The following is a 15,438-nucleotide window of genomic DNA, read 5'->3' as shown; positions in this document are numbered from 1 at the left end:
AGGCGTGCAAAGGTAGCCCTCCGCGCGCGAGGCACGGACCCTCGATCAGGATGGATCACTATCTTCGGCTTGGCCCGAACCAGTCCCATGAAGCTCCGCTCAACCTTCGCCATGCTGGTGGTGCTCCCGTCCTTGGTCCCCGCGCAATCCTTTCAGGACGCCGACGCCTATCAGGCCTGGAAGTCGACCTTGGCCTCGACCGCTGCGGCCGCACCCGCCCATCGCAGCGGCCCAGCGCCCTCCAGCGTCCTGCCGAAAGGAGGCGGACAGCCCTGCGACTGCTGGGTGCAGCCGGACAGCAGCTATTTCACGATCGACAATAACCTGGCCTGGAACGCCACCGGCTTCCAGAATGCTGACGACGGCAGCCACGGCCCGATCGCACTGCCGTTCCCCTTCGACTTATTCGGTACGGCCGTCGATACGGCCTACATCAACATCAACGGGAACGTCAGTTTCGGAACCCCATACATTTCGTTCACTTCCACTGGTTTTCCGGCGAACACCATCAAATTGGTGGCGCCATTCTGGGCGGATGTGGACCTGCGTGGGCCGGGCGTCGGCAACAACATCGTGCAGTTCAAGGTGACCCCCACGGCGATGTACGTGAACTGGACGAACGTGGGCTACTTCAACCAGATGACCGACAAGGTGAACTCCTTCCAGTTGATCATCACGGACGGGATCGACCCCGCGGTCTCGTTCGGGAACAATGTGAGCTTCTGCTACAAGGACATGCAGTGGACCACCGGGGCCGCCTCAGGTGGCATGGGCGGATTCGGAGGCACGGCCGCTAGCGTGGGCGTGAACTTGGGCGATGGTGTGGAATACGCACAAGTCGGCCGTTACGATGCCCCCGGCATCGCATACGATGGTCCTTTCCTGGCGAATGATCAGGTGGACTGGCTGGACAGCACCCATTTCCTTTTGAACATCGCCGACACCGCTGGTGTACCGCCGATCTTCGCCAGCACCTACGGATGCGACACGGTCGCCGTGCAGGTGGGCCAGACGGTCCAACTTCAGATGTTGATCCTGGCCGGAGGACCCGGCGAACTGGTCTCCGCGACGGCCTCATGCGGAACGTTGAACTCGTTCGTGCAGCTGAACAATCCCGTGGCGGATCACATCGAGGTCCTTGCCCAGATCGATGCCCAGGCGCAGGACATCGGCTACCATCAGGTCACCTACCTGGGGCAGAACGATGACCTGATCCCGCTCGAGAGCACCTACAAGGTGGTGGTTGAGGTCGTCCCCGGGGCCACTGCGCTGAACGAACGTGGACCGATCGCCTTTTCCCTGGCGCCCAACCCCGCTGTCGACCAGCTGAACATCCTCCTCCCGGACGAGGGCGCGGCACAGGTTGATCTTATGGAGCTCGACGGCCGTGTGATCCGGTCCGTGGCCGTCACCAGCAAGCCGCTCACGCTTGAGTTGAGCGGGCTGTCCGTGGGTACCTACATGGTGCGGGTCAGCGGCGCCGGGGGCAGCAGCGTGCAGCGCTTCGTGCGCTCCACCAACCCGTAGGGCCCTGCGATCCCGAGCTCCGGGATGCCGGGTTTGTCGGCCTTCCCCGCGCTTCGCGGGCAGGAAGGGCCTTATCTTGCAGGGGCCCGGGCAACCTTTCGCCCGCCGATCGCATCATTCCCCACGGACGCCATGACGGACGAACAGCTCGTGACCGGATGCCTGAAGGGTGAGCCCTTGGCCCAGAAGGAGTTGTATCGTGCCTACGCCCGTAAGATGATGAGCATCTGCATGCGCTACGCCCCAGGACGGGAACAGGCCCAGGACATCCTGCAGGACGGCTTCGTGAAGGTGTTCCAGAAAATGGACCACTACCGCGGCGACGGCCCCCTGGGCGGCTGGATCGCCCGCACCATGGTGAACACCGCCCTGGACCACATCCGGCGCAACAAGCCCTACGACCACAGCCTGGACCTCACCGAGGCCGAGCACCTGCACAGCGAGGACGCCCAAGTGCTGGGGCAGATGAGCACCGGGGAGCTCATGGAGCTGATCCAGGCCCTGCCCCCCGGCTACCGCGCCGTCTTCAACCTGTTCGCCATCGAGGGTTACGCCCACAAGGAGATCAGCGAGATGATGGGCATCAGCGAGAACACCTCGAAGAGCCAATTCATGAAAGCACGGGCCTACCTGCGCAAACTGCTGCCCAAGGAGGCGGCCGACATCTATGGCGATGGAGCGGAAGGATGAACTGATCGAGGTCCTGCGCGACCGTTTCGCCGGCCATGAAGTGGCCGTGCCGCCGGCCGCTTGGGACGCCATCACCAGCCAGCTGGCCCTGGGCGCCGCCACCAGCACCGACCTGGTGAGCGACCTGCTGCGCGAGCGGTTCAGCGGCCACGAGGCCGAGGTGGACCCCGGCGTGTGGGACGCCATCGAGCACCAGGTGACCCTGGCCGACCCCGTGAACAGCCTGCTCCGTGACCGGTTCAACGGCCACGAGGTGCCCGTGCCGACCGCCGCCTGGACCGCCATCGAAGGCCAGTTGGGCCACGGCGCCGCCGCCGCCAGCGGAAGTTCCCTGCTCGGCTGGGTGGCCGGTGGGGCCGCTGCCCTGCTGGTGGCCGGGGGATTGTACCTGGCCGCCGAAAGCCCATCCGCCCCCGATGCCGAGCGCACCGCGGTCACGCTACAGGCGCCGGTGACCCCGACCGATGCACCGGCCACGACGACCCAGGACGGGGCGGCGGGAACCACGACGGGCTCCACCGCCCCCGCGGAGACCGCGGCGCAACGTCCCGAAGCGCCAGCGACCACCACCGCACCTCAGGCCGATCGTGCTCGACCCGAAGCCAGCACCCGACCGGACGACGCCCGGATGCACGACCTGCATGCGGCGAGCACGCCGGAGCGCTCCGAAGGGAACACAGGGGCCGTAGCAGCACACCCGGAGGTTCAAGCCGACGTCCCCTCCCCAGCTGGAACGCAACCGATCGCCACGTTCACTTCCGAGCCCGAGGGGCGACAGGTGGTGCAGGAGGTGCTGCGCGAGCTGAACCGGGGCGAGGACCGTCCGGCACAGCCGGAGACACCTGTGCAGGAGGAGCCCGTGGCGGAACCGGAACCTTCTCCCTTGAACGAGGCCGTGGCCGAGCCGGTGCTCTTCATCCCGAACGTGTTCACCCCCAACGGCGACGGGGAGAACGAGCAGTGGGTGCCGCAGGGCAGCCACTATCAACGCGTGGCCGTGCGGATCTTCAGCGGGGCCACAGGCGCCCTGGTGTTCACGTCCAACGACCTTCGTGCGTGGGACGGCAACGACCTGCAGGGCCACCCCTGCCCCAGCGGCACCTACCTCTACGCCATCGAGGTGGAGGACCTAGCGGGCAAGGCCCGGGCCTACAGCAACACCGTGAACATCATTCGCTGAACCGGACATGCGGCACCTTGCGACCCTCCTTCTTGTGCTGACCGCCCTGGGCGGCGCGGCCCAGGCCCCGCACGATCAGGCCAGCTACGACGCGTGGAAGCTGGCCACCTTCCCCCCCGCGCCGAACACCGGCGTCACCCCCGCCCCGGACCCGTACGTGCAGCGCGGAGGCAGCAGCACCTGCGACTGCTGGGTGATGCCGGACGCCAACTACACCACGATCGACAACAACACCCAGTGGGACGCCAGCGGCTTCCACAACGCCGATGACGGCAGCTACGGCCCCATCGTCCTTCCCTTCCAATTCTACCTGTACGGCACCCTGTACAACACGGTCTACATCAACATCAACGGCAACGTCAGCTTCGGCCAGTACTACGGCACCTTCAGCTCCACCGGCTTCCCCTTCAACGGCTACACCATGGTGGCGCCTTTCTGGGCGGATGTGGACCTGCGTGGGCCGGGCTTCGGCAACAACATCGTGCAGTTCAAGGTGACGCCCACGGCCATGTACGTGAACTGGACGAACGTGGGCTACTTCAGCCAGATGACCGACAAGGTGAACACCTTCCAGTTGATCATCACCGACGGCACGGACCCCGTGGTGCCGAACGGCGCGAATGTGAGCTTCTGCTACAAGGACATGCAGTGGACCACCGGCTCGGCCAGCGGAGGCACCAATGGCTTCGGCGGCACCCCGGCGAGCGTGGGCGCGAACGAGGGCAACGGCGTGGACTATATCCAGTTCGGCCGCTTTGACCAGCCCGGCACCGCGTATGACGGACCCTTCGGCCTCAACGACGGAGTGAGCTTCCTGGACGATCAGTACTTCAGCTTCAGCACGGACATCACCACGGCCAACGTGCCCCCCGTGATCAGCGGTCAGAGCGTGTGCGACTCCATCATCCTGTGCGTGGGCGACCTGGCCACTTTGGACGTCACCTTCCTGTCGCCGGAGCCCAACCAGATCACCACCCCTTCGGCCAGCTCCACCACGCTCTCCAACTTCACCATCACCAGCCTGGTGCCCGGGCTGGCGGCCACCATCACCATCGATATCCTGCCCACCCCGGCCGATGTGGGCTTCCACATCATCTCCGTGCAGGGCACCGATGATGGCGTGCCGTCCATGACCTCCACGCTCAACATCGTGGTGGAGGTGCAGCAGGGCGCGCTGATCACCCCGGGTTCGCTCACCGTGTGCGATCTGGACGCTCCGGTGGACATGCTGACCCTGCTGGGCGGCAACCCACCCAACACCGGCGATTGGACCGACCCCAACGGCAACGTGCACAGCGGCACCTTCGACCCGGGGGTGGACCTCGACGGGGCCTACCTCTACGCCGTGGGGCAGGGCAGCAGTTGCGCGGCCAGCGGCACGGTGACCATGACCACCCAGGCCAGCGTGAACGCCGGGCAGGATGTGGCCCTGGCCTATTGCACCAGCGATGGACAGGACGACCTCTTCCTGAACATCCCGGGCGGTCCCATGGCCTCCGGCGGCTGGCAATACCCCAATGGCAGCGTGTTCTCCGGCACCCTCGACCCCGGGGTCGACCCGGCCGGCGTGTACCGCTACATCGTGCCGGGCACCAGCCCCTGCCCCAACGACACGGCCTTCGTGACGGTGGACATTCCGCAAGCCGTGGACCCCGGCACGGACGCTTCGCTGACCCTATGCAGCGACGCCCCCCTGCTGGACATGCTCGCCACCCTGGGCGGCACGCCGGACGCCACCGGCCAGTGGAGCGACCCCAACCAGCAACCGGTCCCGGGCACCTTCCTGGCCGCCACCGATGCCCCGGGTGTGTACACCTACACGGTGACCGGCACGGCACCATGCCCCACCCTGACCGCCACACTGACACTCGCTGTGGACCCCTTGCCGGACGCCGGGCAGGACGCCACCCTGGTCATCTGCTTCGATGGGCCTGTGACGCAGCTCTTCCCCCTGCTGGGCGGATCCCCGGATACCGGCGGCAACTGGCTCGACCCCGGCATGCTGGCCCACGCCCCGGTGCTCGACCCGGCGGCCGATAGTAGCGGCGCCTACGCCTACGTGGCCTATGGCATCGGCACCTGCTCGCTGCTCACCGACACCGCGCTGGTGCAGGTGACCGTGAACCCCCTGCCGGTGATCTCCTTCACCGTGGAACCCGACAGCGGATGCCACCCCTTGCAGACCACCCTGACCAACACCACGGACCCGATCTATCTGGGCGGCAGTTGCGTGTGGGACCTCGGCGACGGGGCGAACACCCTGAGCTGCGACAGCGTGGAACACCTGTATGAACTGCCCGGTTGGTACACCGTGGGCCTCACCATCACCACCCCGCAGGGCTGCACCGACCAGTTGCTGGTGCCCGGCGCCGTCACCGTGGACCCCGCGCCCCTGGCCACCTTCATCTTCAGCCCCAACCCAGGCACCGAGCAGAACGCGAGCATCTACTTCGCCAGCGATGATCCGGAGGCCGTGATCTGGTCCTGGACCTTCAACGGCACCGACACCGCCACCGAGCGCACGCTCTACTACGAGTTCAGCGATGTGATCGGCGACGATCACGAGGTGTGTCTGCGCGTCACCGACCAGTACGGCTGCACCGACTCGCTCTGCAAGGTGGTGCCCGTGTACGTGCCCGCCATCTACATCCCCAACGCCTTCACGCCGGACGGGAACAACCTGAACGAGCTGTTCCAGCCGGTGCTGGCGGACATGGTGCCCGAGGAGCACACCTTCGAGGTGTACGACCGCTGGGGCCAGCTCATCTTCAAGACCAACGACATCGAACAGGGCTGGGACGGCCGCGCACAGGGCGGCGGCGAGATCCTGCCCACCGGGGTGTACACCTGGCGCCTGATCGGTCGGCCCGTTTTTGCCGCTGAAAAGCAGGAGTGGGTGGGCCACGTGAACCTGGTGAAATAACGCCCGATCGATCCAAATGCGACACACGACCCTTCTGCTGACCGGACTTGCGCTGCACCTCACCGTGAGCGCCCAGGTGAAGCTCACCATGGCCGAGTACGACGCCTTGAAGGCTGAAGGCCGACTACCTGCCACCTTCGAGCTGGTGCGGCCCACGCAGCAGCCCATCACCCCACGCGTGCAGGCCTCGAAGGCCCCGCCCGCCCGTCCCAAGGGCGGTGGGGGCGGAGTGAACGGCGATTGCAATTGCTGGATCGCGCCCGACAGCACCTACCAGCTGGCGATGACCCCGAACGACGACGGGTCCTCCGCCGCCATCACCATCCCCTTCCAGTTCAACCTCTACGGCGACCTGTACAACACCCTGTACATCAACAACAACGGGAACATCTCCTTCCAGAACCCGTACTTCACCTTCAGCGCCTCGCCCTTCCCGAACAACGAGTTCATCATGGTGGCCCCCTTCTGGGCCGATGTGGACACCCGTGGCGATGACGGCCTGGGCCTCAACGGGGGGCAGGTCCTGTACAAGGTGACCCCCACCGCCCTGTATGTGAACTGGGTGGCCGTGGGCTATTTCGCCTCACAGACCGACAAGCAGAACACCTTCCAGCTGATCATCACCGATGGCACCGATCCTGTGATCGGCGTGGGCAAGAACGTGAGCTTCTGCTACAAGGACATGCAGTGGACCACCGGGGCCGCCTCCCAAGGTGTGAACGGCTTCGGCGGCATCCCCGCCGTGGTGGGCGCCAACCGCGGCAACGCCATCGACTACATCCAGTTCGGCACCTTCGACCAGCCCGGCATCACCTACGACGGCCCCTTCGGCAGCCCCGATGGTGTGGACTGGCTGGATGACCAGAACTTCGTGTTCACCACGGCGGTGAGCACCCAGAACATCCCGCCCATCGCCAGCAGCACCTTCCTGTGCGACACGGTGCGTGTGTGCACTGGCGAACTGGTGGACATCGAGATGAACTTCATCGCTCCGGAACAAGGGCAGGTCACTGTGGCCAGCTCGACGGCACCCACGCTTTCGGGCTACACCGAAGTGCTCAACACCAGCGGCAACAACTCGGTGATCGTGCAAGGGCAGTTCACCCCCACGCCTTTGGAGGCCGGCTTCCACACCATCACCTTCACGGCCACGGACAACGGCACCCCGCCGCTCACCACCACCATCGACATCGTGGTGGACGTGTTCTTCACCACGTTGCCCGCGCCGGTGATCAGTGGCGATACGATCTCCTGTAACGGGCAGGGCGTCGTCCTCACCATCCCCCCCCTCTACGACACGTATGCGTGGAGCAACGGCTTCGACGGCAACAGCGTGCTGGTGGGCCCGGGCACCTACAGCGTCGAGGTCACCGCCGGCTACTGCACCTTCGGCAGCAACACCGTCACCGTGGTGGAGGGCCAAAGCCCCCAGCCGGTGATCGCCGGCAACCTCTTCTCCTGCGGCGATGACCCCACCGTGCTGAGCACCACCCAGCCCTTCCCCACCTATCAGTGGAACACCGGTTCGCAGGACCCCACCATCACGGTGAACACCGGCACCTACACCGTGACGGTGACCAGCGCCGACGGTTGCGAGGGCACCTCGGCCCCGGTGAACGTGCTGACGGCCCCGGTGCCTGACGCCGGCATCGTGGCCACGCCTCCGGGCCCGGTGTTCCCGGGCACACCAGCGATCTTCAGCGATGGCAGCACCAGTCAGGATCCCATCACGCAATGGCTGTGGGACCTCGGTGGCCAGGGAACCGGCACCGGCAACACGGCCGGTATCACCTTCGACGAGCCCGGCATCTATCCCATCACGCTGTTGGTCACCACCGCGAACGGGTGCACGGACACGATCACCTACCTGTTCACGGTGATCCCCACGGAGATCTTCGTGCCCAACGTCTTCAGCCCGAACGGAGATGGTGACAACGATAACCTGGAGTTCACCGGGGTGGAGTACTACCCCAACTCGGACCTGAAGGTGTTCAATCGCTGGGGCCAGACGGTATACGAGAGCACCAGCTACCGCAACCAGTGGTCACCCAAGGACGTGAGCGAGGGCACCTACTACTACGTGCTCACCCGCAGCGACGGCAAGGAGTACGCCGGGCATGTGACCCTCCTGCGCTGAGGGCCACGCCCCTTGAGCCGAACGCCCCGCCCCGCGGGGCGTTCCTTTATCTTCGCCGCCCTCCATGAAGGTCACCGACCACCTGCGCAAGGCCACGGGCACGCTCTTCAGCTTCGAGATCCTGCCGCCGCTCAAGGGCCGCGACATCCGCTCCATTTACGAGGGCATCGACCCGCTGATGGAGTTCGGCCCCAGCTTCATCAACGTCACCTACCACCGTGAGGAGGTGATCTACAAGGAGATGGGCCACGGTCTACTGCAGAAGATCCGCCTGCGCAAACGCCCCGGCACCGTGGGCATCTGCGCCATGATCAAAGCCAAATACAGCGTGGACACGGTGCCCCACCTGATCTGTGGCGGCTTCAGCAAGGAGGACACCGAGGACGCCCTCATCGAGCTCAACTTCCTGGGCATCGGCAACGTGCTGGCCTTGCGCGGCGATGCGGTGAAGAACGAGGGCCACTTCGTGCCCGAGCGCGATGGGCACGCCCATGCCGTGGACCTCATCCGCCAGATCGCCGCCCTGAACCGCGGTCAGTACCTGCACGAAGAGGAGACCGAGACCGCGGCCACCGACCTGTGCGTCGGCGCGGCCTGCTATCCGGAGAAGCACCCCGAAGCGCTCAACCTGGACACCGACATCGCCTACCTGAAGCAGAAGGTGGACGCTGGCGCCGAGTACCTGGTGACCCAGATGTTCTTCGACAACGCCAAGTACTTCGCCTTCGTGGACCGCTGCCGGGCGGAAGGCATCACCGTGCCCATCATCCCCGGCCTTAAGCCCCTCACCAACCGGAAGCACATCGCCTTCATCCCGAAGACCTTCCACCTGGACCTGCCCGTGGCCTTCAGCACCGAGCTGGCCAAGTGCCGCACCGACGAGGAGGTCAAGCGCGTGGGCATCGAATGGGGCATCCAGCAGGCCCGGGAGCTCACCGCCCGCAACGTGCCCTGCCTGCACTTCTACACCATGGGCCGCAGTGAGGCCGTGCGCGCCATCCTGAAGGCCGTCCGCTGACCCGCTGCCCCGCATGGGCACGACTTGTCCCGCCCTGCGGGCTGAGCACATGGGCACATGGACACATGGACATTTCCCCGCCGTACCTTTCGGGGATGCGCACCACCACTTTGTTCCATGCCCCAGCGCTGGTGTGCATCGCGCTCCTCCTGTCCCCATGCACCGGCTCCGCACAGGCCCAAGTGGCCTGGGACAAGGCCGTGGTGGACGAACTGGCCTGGCGTGAACGCCACGGGATCGCACAGCTCCTGCGCAGCGGCACGCCCACATGGGGCTACGATCTGCACTACCACCGCCTGGAGTGGACCCTCGACCCCGCGGTCAACTTCATCAGCGGTACGGTGCGCAGCCACTTCACCGCTACGGCCCCGCTGAGCCTCCTGCGCTTCGACGCCGACAGCGCACTGCACGTGAGCGCGGTGCTGCATGGTGCCGACCCGCTCACCTGGACGCACACCACCGACGGTGCGCTGCTGATCGACCTGCCCGCCACCCTCGCCCCCGGAGCCTTGGACAGCGTGACGGTGGTGTACAGCGGCGCACCCAGTGGCAGCGGCTTCGGCTCCTTCGCGGTGGGCACCCCGCAGGGCAACACCGCCCAGTGGACCCTGAGCGAGCCCTACGGCGCCCGCGACTGGTGGCCGTGCAAGCAGGACCTCAACGACAAGATCGACTCCATCGATGTGTGGCTCACCGTACCGGCCGCCTACGAGGGCGTGAGCAACGGCGTGCTGCTTTCCGTCACCGACGTGAACGGCGGAACGCACCGGTCCCACCACTGGCGTCATCGGCACCCCATCGCCTACTACCTGATCGCCACGGCCACCTGTGACTACGCGGTGAGCCAGATCCAGATCACCCTGCCGGATGACACCGTGCCCATGTGGACCTACGCGTACCCGCAGGACGACTTCATGGCGCAACTGGTGGCGGGGGATGTGGCCCAGCAGATGCCGTTCTTCAGCGATCGCTTCGGCACCTATCCCTTCGCCGATGAGCAGTACGGCCACGCCCAGTTCGGCTGGGGCGGCGGCATGGAGCACCAGACCATGACCTTCATGGGTGGCTGGAGCTACGAGCTGGCCGCGCACGAACTGGCCCACCAGTGGTTCGGCGACAAAGTGACCTGCGGAAGCTGGCAGGACCTCTGGCTCAACGAGGGCTTCGCCACCTACCTCAGCGGGCTGTGCTACGAGACCCTCGCGCCGAGCTACTGGCCCGGCTGGACGCGCGCGCAGGTGGACGACATCACCGCCCTGCCCGATGGCAGCGTGTTCGTGAGCGACACCACCGACATCGGCCGCCTGTTCAGTGCGCGTCTCACCTACCGCAAGGGCGCCATGCTCCTGCACATGCTGCGCTGGGTCTGCGGCGACAGCGCCTTTTTCGCCGGCTGCCGCAACTACCTCGACGACCCCGCCCTGGCCTATGGCAGCGCCCGCACCAGCGATCTGCAGGCCCATCTGGAGGCCGCCAGCGGCAAGGACCTCGACGGCTTCATGGCCGACTGGTTCACCGGCGAAGGCCACCCCACCTACACCGTGGAATGGACCCAGGATGCCAGCGGGCAGGTGGACCTGCTCCTGCACCAGAGCAGCTCGCACCCCAGCGTGGACTTCTTCGAGATGCCCGTGCCCATCCGGTTCAAGAACATCACGCAGGACAGCCTGCTGGTGCTGGACCACAGCAGCAGCGGCCAGGCCTTCAGCTTCTGGCTGCCCTTCCAGGCGGACAGCGCCCTGCTGGACCCCGACACCTGGCTGATCAGCGGCCAGAACCTGGTGCTGCGTGTGCCCTCGCTGGCCTACACGGACGACCGGGCCGTGCTGTACCCCAACCCCACCAACGGCGATGCCCTGCTCTACCTGGGCGGCACGCGCCAAGGCACCGCCGAGGTGCGCATCACCGACCTGCACGGACGCGTGGTGCGCGCCTGGGCCGCCCGCCCCATCGCCGACCGGCGCGTGGCCCTGCCCGTGGCCGACCTGGCCGCCGGGCTCTATGTGGTGGAGGCCGATGGACTGCGGGCCGTGCTCGTGAAGCGATGAAGCTGCGCGGGCGGGTGTGGGCGGGTATGGACTTATTCACCATGTGCTCCCATGCACAGGATCTCCGATGGATGAAGCTGCTCCACGGAGCAGGTGGCCCCGACCTGATCGGCGGAGTGGATCAGGCCGCGGACCGCACGTACAGGACGATCGTGCGGTACAACATCGGTGGAACAGGTGTAGCAGTGTCCTGCGGATTGGAGACGAAAGGCGAGCTGTTGTGGTGCGGTGAGAACAGGAATCGGGAAAGCTGAAAGAGGAAAGCTGAGCGAAGAGACGACCTGACGGCAGCGGTGGACGTGGCCTCCAGCTTCCGGCCACAGGCCACCAGACGCTAGCCTCCAGCTTCCGGCCACCTCCCCCAGCCCCTCCTTGCCCGGCGCGTGGAGGGATCCACGCACAGGAGGGGAGTTCACGCGATCAAGCCCCCTCCTGAGCAGCGAACACTCGCTGCTCCGCACAAGGAGGGGCACGGGGAGGTTTCGCTCCGATGTGATCCGGGGGTTCCTGAGTTGCTGCCTCCCCCAGCCCCTCCTTGTGCGGCGCGTGGAGCGATCCACGCGCAGGAGGGGAGTTCATTGCGGCAAGGCCCCTCCCTTCTCGGGGCGTGGAGCGAGCCACGCGCAAGAGCGCGTTCACGCGATCATCCTCGATCCTCCATCATCCGCTCCACGTACTTGCCCAGCACATCGAATTCCACGTTCACCGCGTCGCCGGGCCGCAGCGCGTGGAACACCGTGTGGTGGTAGGTGTAGGGGATGATGGCCACTGCGAAACGGTCGGGTTGCAGTTCCGCGACCGTGAGGCTGACGCCGTTGAGGCAGATGCTGCCCTTGGCCACTACCAAGTGACGGTGCGCGGGTGACAACGCGAAGGTGAAGCGCCAGCTGCCCGCCTCCTCGCGCACATCGAGGCAGGCCGTCACCGCATCCACATGGCCCTGCACCAGATGCCCGTCCAGCCGATCGCCCAGGCGCAGGCTGCGCTCCAGGTCCACGCCATCGCCCACGCGCAAGGCGCCAAGCGTGGTGCGTTGCAAGGTCTCCTTCACGGCCGTCACGCTGTAGCGGTCGCCGACAAGGGCCACCACGGTGAGGCAGACACCGTTGTGCGCCACGCTCTGGTCCACCCGCAGCTCGGGGGTCATGCGCGCGGCGATGTCGAAATGCACGTTGCCCCCCTCGGGCCGCATGGCCAGCACCCGGCCCACCTCCTCCACGATGCCGGTGAACATCAGTTCACGTTGCCGCTGCCCTGCCCGCGCAGGATGTGCACGTATCCGTTCAATTGCAGTTGCTCCGATCCGGTGAGCCGCGCGAAGGTGACCGTGCAGATGTAGAAGTACACCCCGTCGGGGCAGGTCTCCCCGCTCTTCTGGTTGGTACCGTCCCAGCCGATGGCCGGGTCCTCCGTGGTGAACACCACGTTGCCCCAGCGGTTGAACACCTGCAGGTCGATGCGCTCCACCCCGCGGTAGGGGAAGGGCACGAAGAAGTCGTTCGTGCGGTCGCCGTTGGGCGTGTACACGTTGGGCAGCGTGTAGAGCGGGCAGTTGTCCGCGCACAGCGTGTCGCTCAACAGGCTCTCGTTGCCCACACTGTCGGTGGCCGTCACCGCGTAGCAGCCCGCTACGCTGTTGCCGTTCACGTGGGTGAAGGTGGTGTCCGTGGCGCCGAGGATCGTGGCGATGGGCACCAGCGTGCCGCCGAGCGAGTCGGTGAACCAGATGGTGTACGACCACGTGTCGTCCGCGCAGCTGTTGTTGGGGTTGGTCCAGGCCAGGCTGTTGAGCAGCGCTTCGCAGTCGCTGTCCAGGGAGAGCGTGGGGGCGCAGGGCGGGGTGAGGTCCACCGGCTCGGCGCAGGCCTCCTGGCTGTAGTTGATCAGCGGGGCGATCACCGACGGGTCGCCGTACGCGCCGCTGGTGCGCACCCGGTAGCAGTAGGTCTGGCCGTTCACCAGCCCGGTATCGGTGTACAGCGGTTCGGCGGTGGTGGCGATCTGCACCCATTGCGTGCCGTCGAAGCGGTCCACCGCGTGGCTGCTGTTCGTCCAGGGCACATTGGCCTGCCAGCTGAGCTCGATGCGCTCATCGTCCGGGGCCGCGCTGAGGAACACGCTGGACGCGGGGTCGCTGCTGCCGATGCGCACCGTGCCGCCCGCACCGAACAGCTCCACCCGGTAGGTGTGCGGCTGGCCCGCGGTGTTGAGGCCGTTGTCCACGAAGGCGGTGTCCGGATGCATCAGGAAGGGGTGCAGCGCGCTGGTGTGCACCAGGGTGTTGGCCGCACCGAAGCCGTCGCCGCGGAAGAGCTGGAACTGATAGGGACCCGGGGTGGCGACGGTGTCCAGGTCCGGCGCGTTGGTCCAGCGGATGCTGTCCTGCCCGGTGCTGCCGTCGGTGATGCCCACGCTCACCTGCGTGATCAGCGGCACGGTGCGTTCCAGGAAGGCGCAGACCTCTTCGCTGCTGTAGCTCTCGGCCCCGTCGCTGAAGAAGGCGGTGATGCGGTAGCAGTACTGCACGCCGAAGAGCACCTGGTCGTCCGTGAAGGTGGTGGTGCCGCTGCCGGCCACGCTGCCGATGAACTGATAGCCCGTGTAGGCCGGCACGCCCGTTTCGCAATGCGCCGGTGTGAAGGGGAAGGGGCCCACCCGGCGGTGGATGCGGTAGCCGGCGGCGTTGGTGCACACGCTGGCATCCCAGCCCACCTGGATCGCGTCCACCAGCGGTGTGGCCGTGGGGTTCTCCGGCTCGGGCGCCACCACGGTGATGTTCATCGGCTCATAGTCCTCCAGCACCACCGGGTTGCCGTTGTCGCTGGCGCGGAACACCACCTGATAGGGCTGCAGCCGCACATGCGCGCACACCGTGTTCCAGGTGAACACACCGCTCACCGGGTTGTCCGGCGCGCCGGCCAGGAAGGTGGCCGGGCTCTGCTGCAGCACCATGGGGCCGCCCAAGGCCGACAGCGTCACGTTCTGGGCGGCATCGGGGTCGCTGGCCTGTACGTTCACGGTGAGCACCGTGCCCGCCACCACGCAGGTGTCCGGCACGGGGTCCACCACAGGCGGCTGGTTGCTGCACGGGCCCACGGTGACCTGCATGTCGCGCACCACCCAGCCCACCTCGTAGTAGATGCCGTTCACCTTGCGCCATTCGCGCACCCGGAAGGCGATGTTGTATTCGCCGGTGATCTGCGGGGAATCCCAGAACAGGGTGCCGGTCTGGCCATCGATCTGAAAGATGTCCGGCGCGGGTGACACCTCCTGGGGGTACTCGTAGCCCGGGATGGGGTCGCAACCCAGACCGGCGCACACCAGCAGCTCGTAGCTCAGGCTGTCGCCGTCGGCATCGAAGGCCACCGAGTTGTGCGCCCACAGGGTGTTGAGGCAGGCGTCCTGCAGGGGGCTGTTCAAGAAGTTGACGCTGCAGTTGCCGCCGGTGAGCGGGCCGATGGTGAGCATCGACTTCACGCAGAAGGTCTGGTTCACCGAGTTGGGGATGTTGAGCACCCCCTCGTTGCGGTTGGGGTCCTCGAAGCTCAGGATGTACTGGCCCGGGCCATTGAACACATGCACCCCTTCGTACACGTTCCGCTGGGCGTCGGCACCGATGATGGGGGTGATGGAGATGCGCGGCAGCGTGTCGCTGGACCCGTCGCCCCAGTAGATCTCCAGCTCGGGCCGGTCTGCCGGCGCGCTCGTCTTGGAATGCGTGATGATCTGCACGAAGTACCGCAGCGGGTTGGCCGGGTCCACGCAGTACACGATCTCACCGGCGCGGTTGTGCGTGGCGAACGCTCCCCCGGCGGTGAGCAGGGCGACGAGGAAGAGCAGGGGGCGCAGGCGGGGCATCGTCGGTCAAAGGTCGCCATTTCCGGACCTCGCGCGCGTGGGAAGCGACGGCCGGTG

At 66.4% G+C, this 15,438-nt stretch carries 10 protein-coding genes; 8 read left to right on the top strand and 2 right to left on the bottom strand.

The annotated features are described in order from the left end of the window. Nucleotides 1–87 precede the first annotated feature (87 nt). From IPJ87_15030 to IPJ87_14995, 8 genes are all read left to right on the top strand, one after another. Entirely contained in the window at nucleotides 88–1,527 is a 1,440-nt protein-coding gene (locus IPJ87_15030; protein ID MBK7943163.1) for a T9SS type A sorting domain-containing protein, read from the top strand. A gap of 132 nt (nucleotides 1,528–1,659) precedes the next feature. Continuing rightward, a complete protein-coding gene (locus tag IPJ87_15025) occupies nucleotides 1,660–2,217 on the top strand; it encodes a sigma-70 family RNA polymerase sigma factor (protein ID MBK7943162.1) in 558 nt (185 codons plus the stop codon). Continuing rightward, on the top strand, nucleotides 2,201–3,397 hold the full coding sequence (locus tag IPJ87_15020; protein MBK7943161.1) for a gliding motility-associated C-terminal domain-containing protein: 1,197 nt from the start codon (nucleotides 2,201–2,203) through the stop codon (nucleotides 3,395–3,397). Before IPJ87_15025 ends, IPJ87_15020 begins: the two co-directional genes overlap by 17 nt. A 7-nt stretch (nucleotides 3,398–3,404) precedes the next feature. Beyond that, entirely contained in the window at nucleotides 3,405–6,320 is a 2,916-nt protein-coding gene (locus IPJ87_15015; GenBank protein MBK7943160.1) for a gliding motility-associated C-terminal domain-containing protein, read from the top strand. Nucleotides 6,321–6,336: 16 nt separating this feature from the next. Continuing rightward, entirely contained in the window at nucleotides 6,337–8,457 is a 2,121-nt protein-coding gene (locus tag IPJ87_15010) for a gliding motility-associated C-terminal domain-containing protein (GenBank protein MBK7943159.1), read from the top strand. Nucleotides 8,458–8,521: 64 nt separating this feature from the next. Then, nucleotides 8,522–9,475 carry a methylenetetrahydrofolate reductase [NAD(P)H] gene (gene metF / locus IPJ87_15005; GenBank protein ID MBK7943158.1) on the top strand — a complete coding sequence of 318 codons (954 nt, stop codon included), beginning with the start codon at nucleotides 8,522–8,524 and terminating at the stop codon, nucleotides 9,473–9,475. Between the two features lie 95 nt (nucleotides 9,476–9,570). Continuing rightward, nucleotides 9,571–11,523 carry a peptidase M1 gene (locus IPJ87_15000; GenBank protein ID MBK7943157.1) on the top strand — a complete coding sequence of 651 codons (1,953 nt, stop codon included), beginning with the start codon at nucleotides 9,571–9,573 and terminating at the stop codon, nucleotides 11,521–11,523. A 71-nt stretch (nucleotides 11,524–11,594) separates the two neighbouring features. Further along, a complete protein-coding gene (locus tag IPJ87_14995) occupies nucleotides 11,595–11,777 on the top strand; it encodes a hypothetical protein (protein ID MBK7943156.1) in 183 nt (60 codons plus the stop codon). 389 nt (nucleotides 11,778–12,166) lie between these two features. Here the strand turns inward: IPJ87_14995 and IPJ87_14990 are convergent, their stop codons facing one another. Beyond that, the gene (locus IPJ87_14990) at nucleotides 12,167–12,757 is read right to left on the bottom strand and encodes a riboflavin synthase (protein MBK7943155.1); all 591 of its coding nucleotides are present in this window, start codon (nucleotides 12,755–12,757) and stop codon (nucleotides 12,167–12,169) included. Continuing rightward, nucleotides 12,757–15,381 carry a gliding motility-associated C-terminal domain-containing protein gene (locus IPJ87_14985; GenBank protein ID MBK7943154.1) on the bottom strand — a complete coding sequence of 875 codons (2,625 nt, stop codon included), beginning with the start codon at nucleotides 15,379–15,381 and terminating at the stop codon, nucleotides 12,757–12,759. Before IPJ87_14985 ends, IPJ87_14990 begins: the two co-directional genes overlap by 1 nt. Nucleotides 15,382–15,438: the final 57 nt, after the last annotated feature.

The organism is Flavobacteriales bacterium (assembly GCA_016713875.1).
Lineage (GTDB): Bacteria > Bacteroidota > Bacteroidia > Flavobacteriales_F > PHOS-HE28 > PHOS-HE28.
This window is presented reverse-complemented; position numbering and strand designations above follow the sequence as displayed.

Excerpts from the sequence above, each read along its gene's own strand:
- IPJ87_15025 (MBK7943162.1), top strand. The coding sequence starts at position 1,660 with ATGACGGACGAACAGCTCGTGACCGGATGCCTGAAGGGTGAGCCCTTG.
- IPJ87_15015 (MBK7943160.1), top strand. The coding sequence starts at position 3,405 with ATGCGGCACCTTGCGACCCTCCTTCTTGTGCTGACCGCCCTGGGCGGC.
- IPJ87_14985 (MBK7943154.1), bottom strand. The coding sequence starts at position 15,381 with ATGCCCCGCCTGCGCCCCCTGCTCTTCCTCGTCGCCCTGCTCACCGCC.
- IPJ87_15020 (MBK7943161.1), top strand. The coding sequence starts at position 2,201 with ATGGAGCGGAAGGATGAACTGATCGAGGTCCTGCGCGACCGTTTCGCC.
- IPJ87_15030 (MBK7943163.1), top strand. The coding sequence starts at position 88 with ATGAAGCTCCGCTCAACCTTCGCCATGCTGGTGGTGCTCCCGTCCTTG.
- IPJ87_15000 (MBK7943157.1), top strand. The coding sequence starts at position 9,571 with ATGCGCACCACCACTTTGTTCCATGCCCCAGCGCTGGTGTGCATCGCG.
- IPJ87_15010 (MBK7943159.1), top strand. The coding sequence starts at position 6,337 with ATGCGACACACGACCCTTCTGCTGACCGGACTTGCGCTGCACCTCACC.
- IPJ87_14990 (MBK7943155.1), bottom strand. The coding sequence starts at position 12,757 with ATGTTCACCGGCATCGTGGAGGAGGTGGGCCGGGTGCTGGCCATGCGG.
- metF (MBK7943158.1), top strand. The coding sequence starts at position 8,522 with ATGAAGGTCACCGACCACCTGCGCAAGGCCACGGGCACGCTCTTCAGC.
- IPJ87_14995 (MBK7943156.1), top strand. The coding sequence starts at position 11,595 with ATGAAGCTGCTCCACGGAGCAGGTGGCCCCGACCTGATCGGCGGAGTG.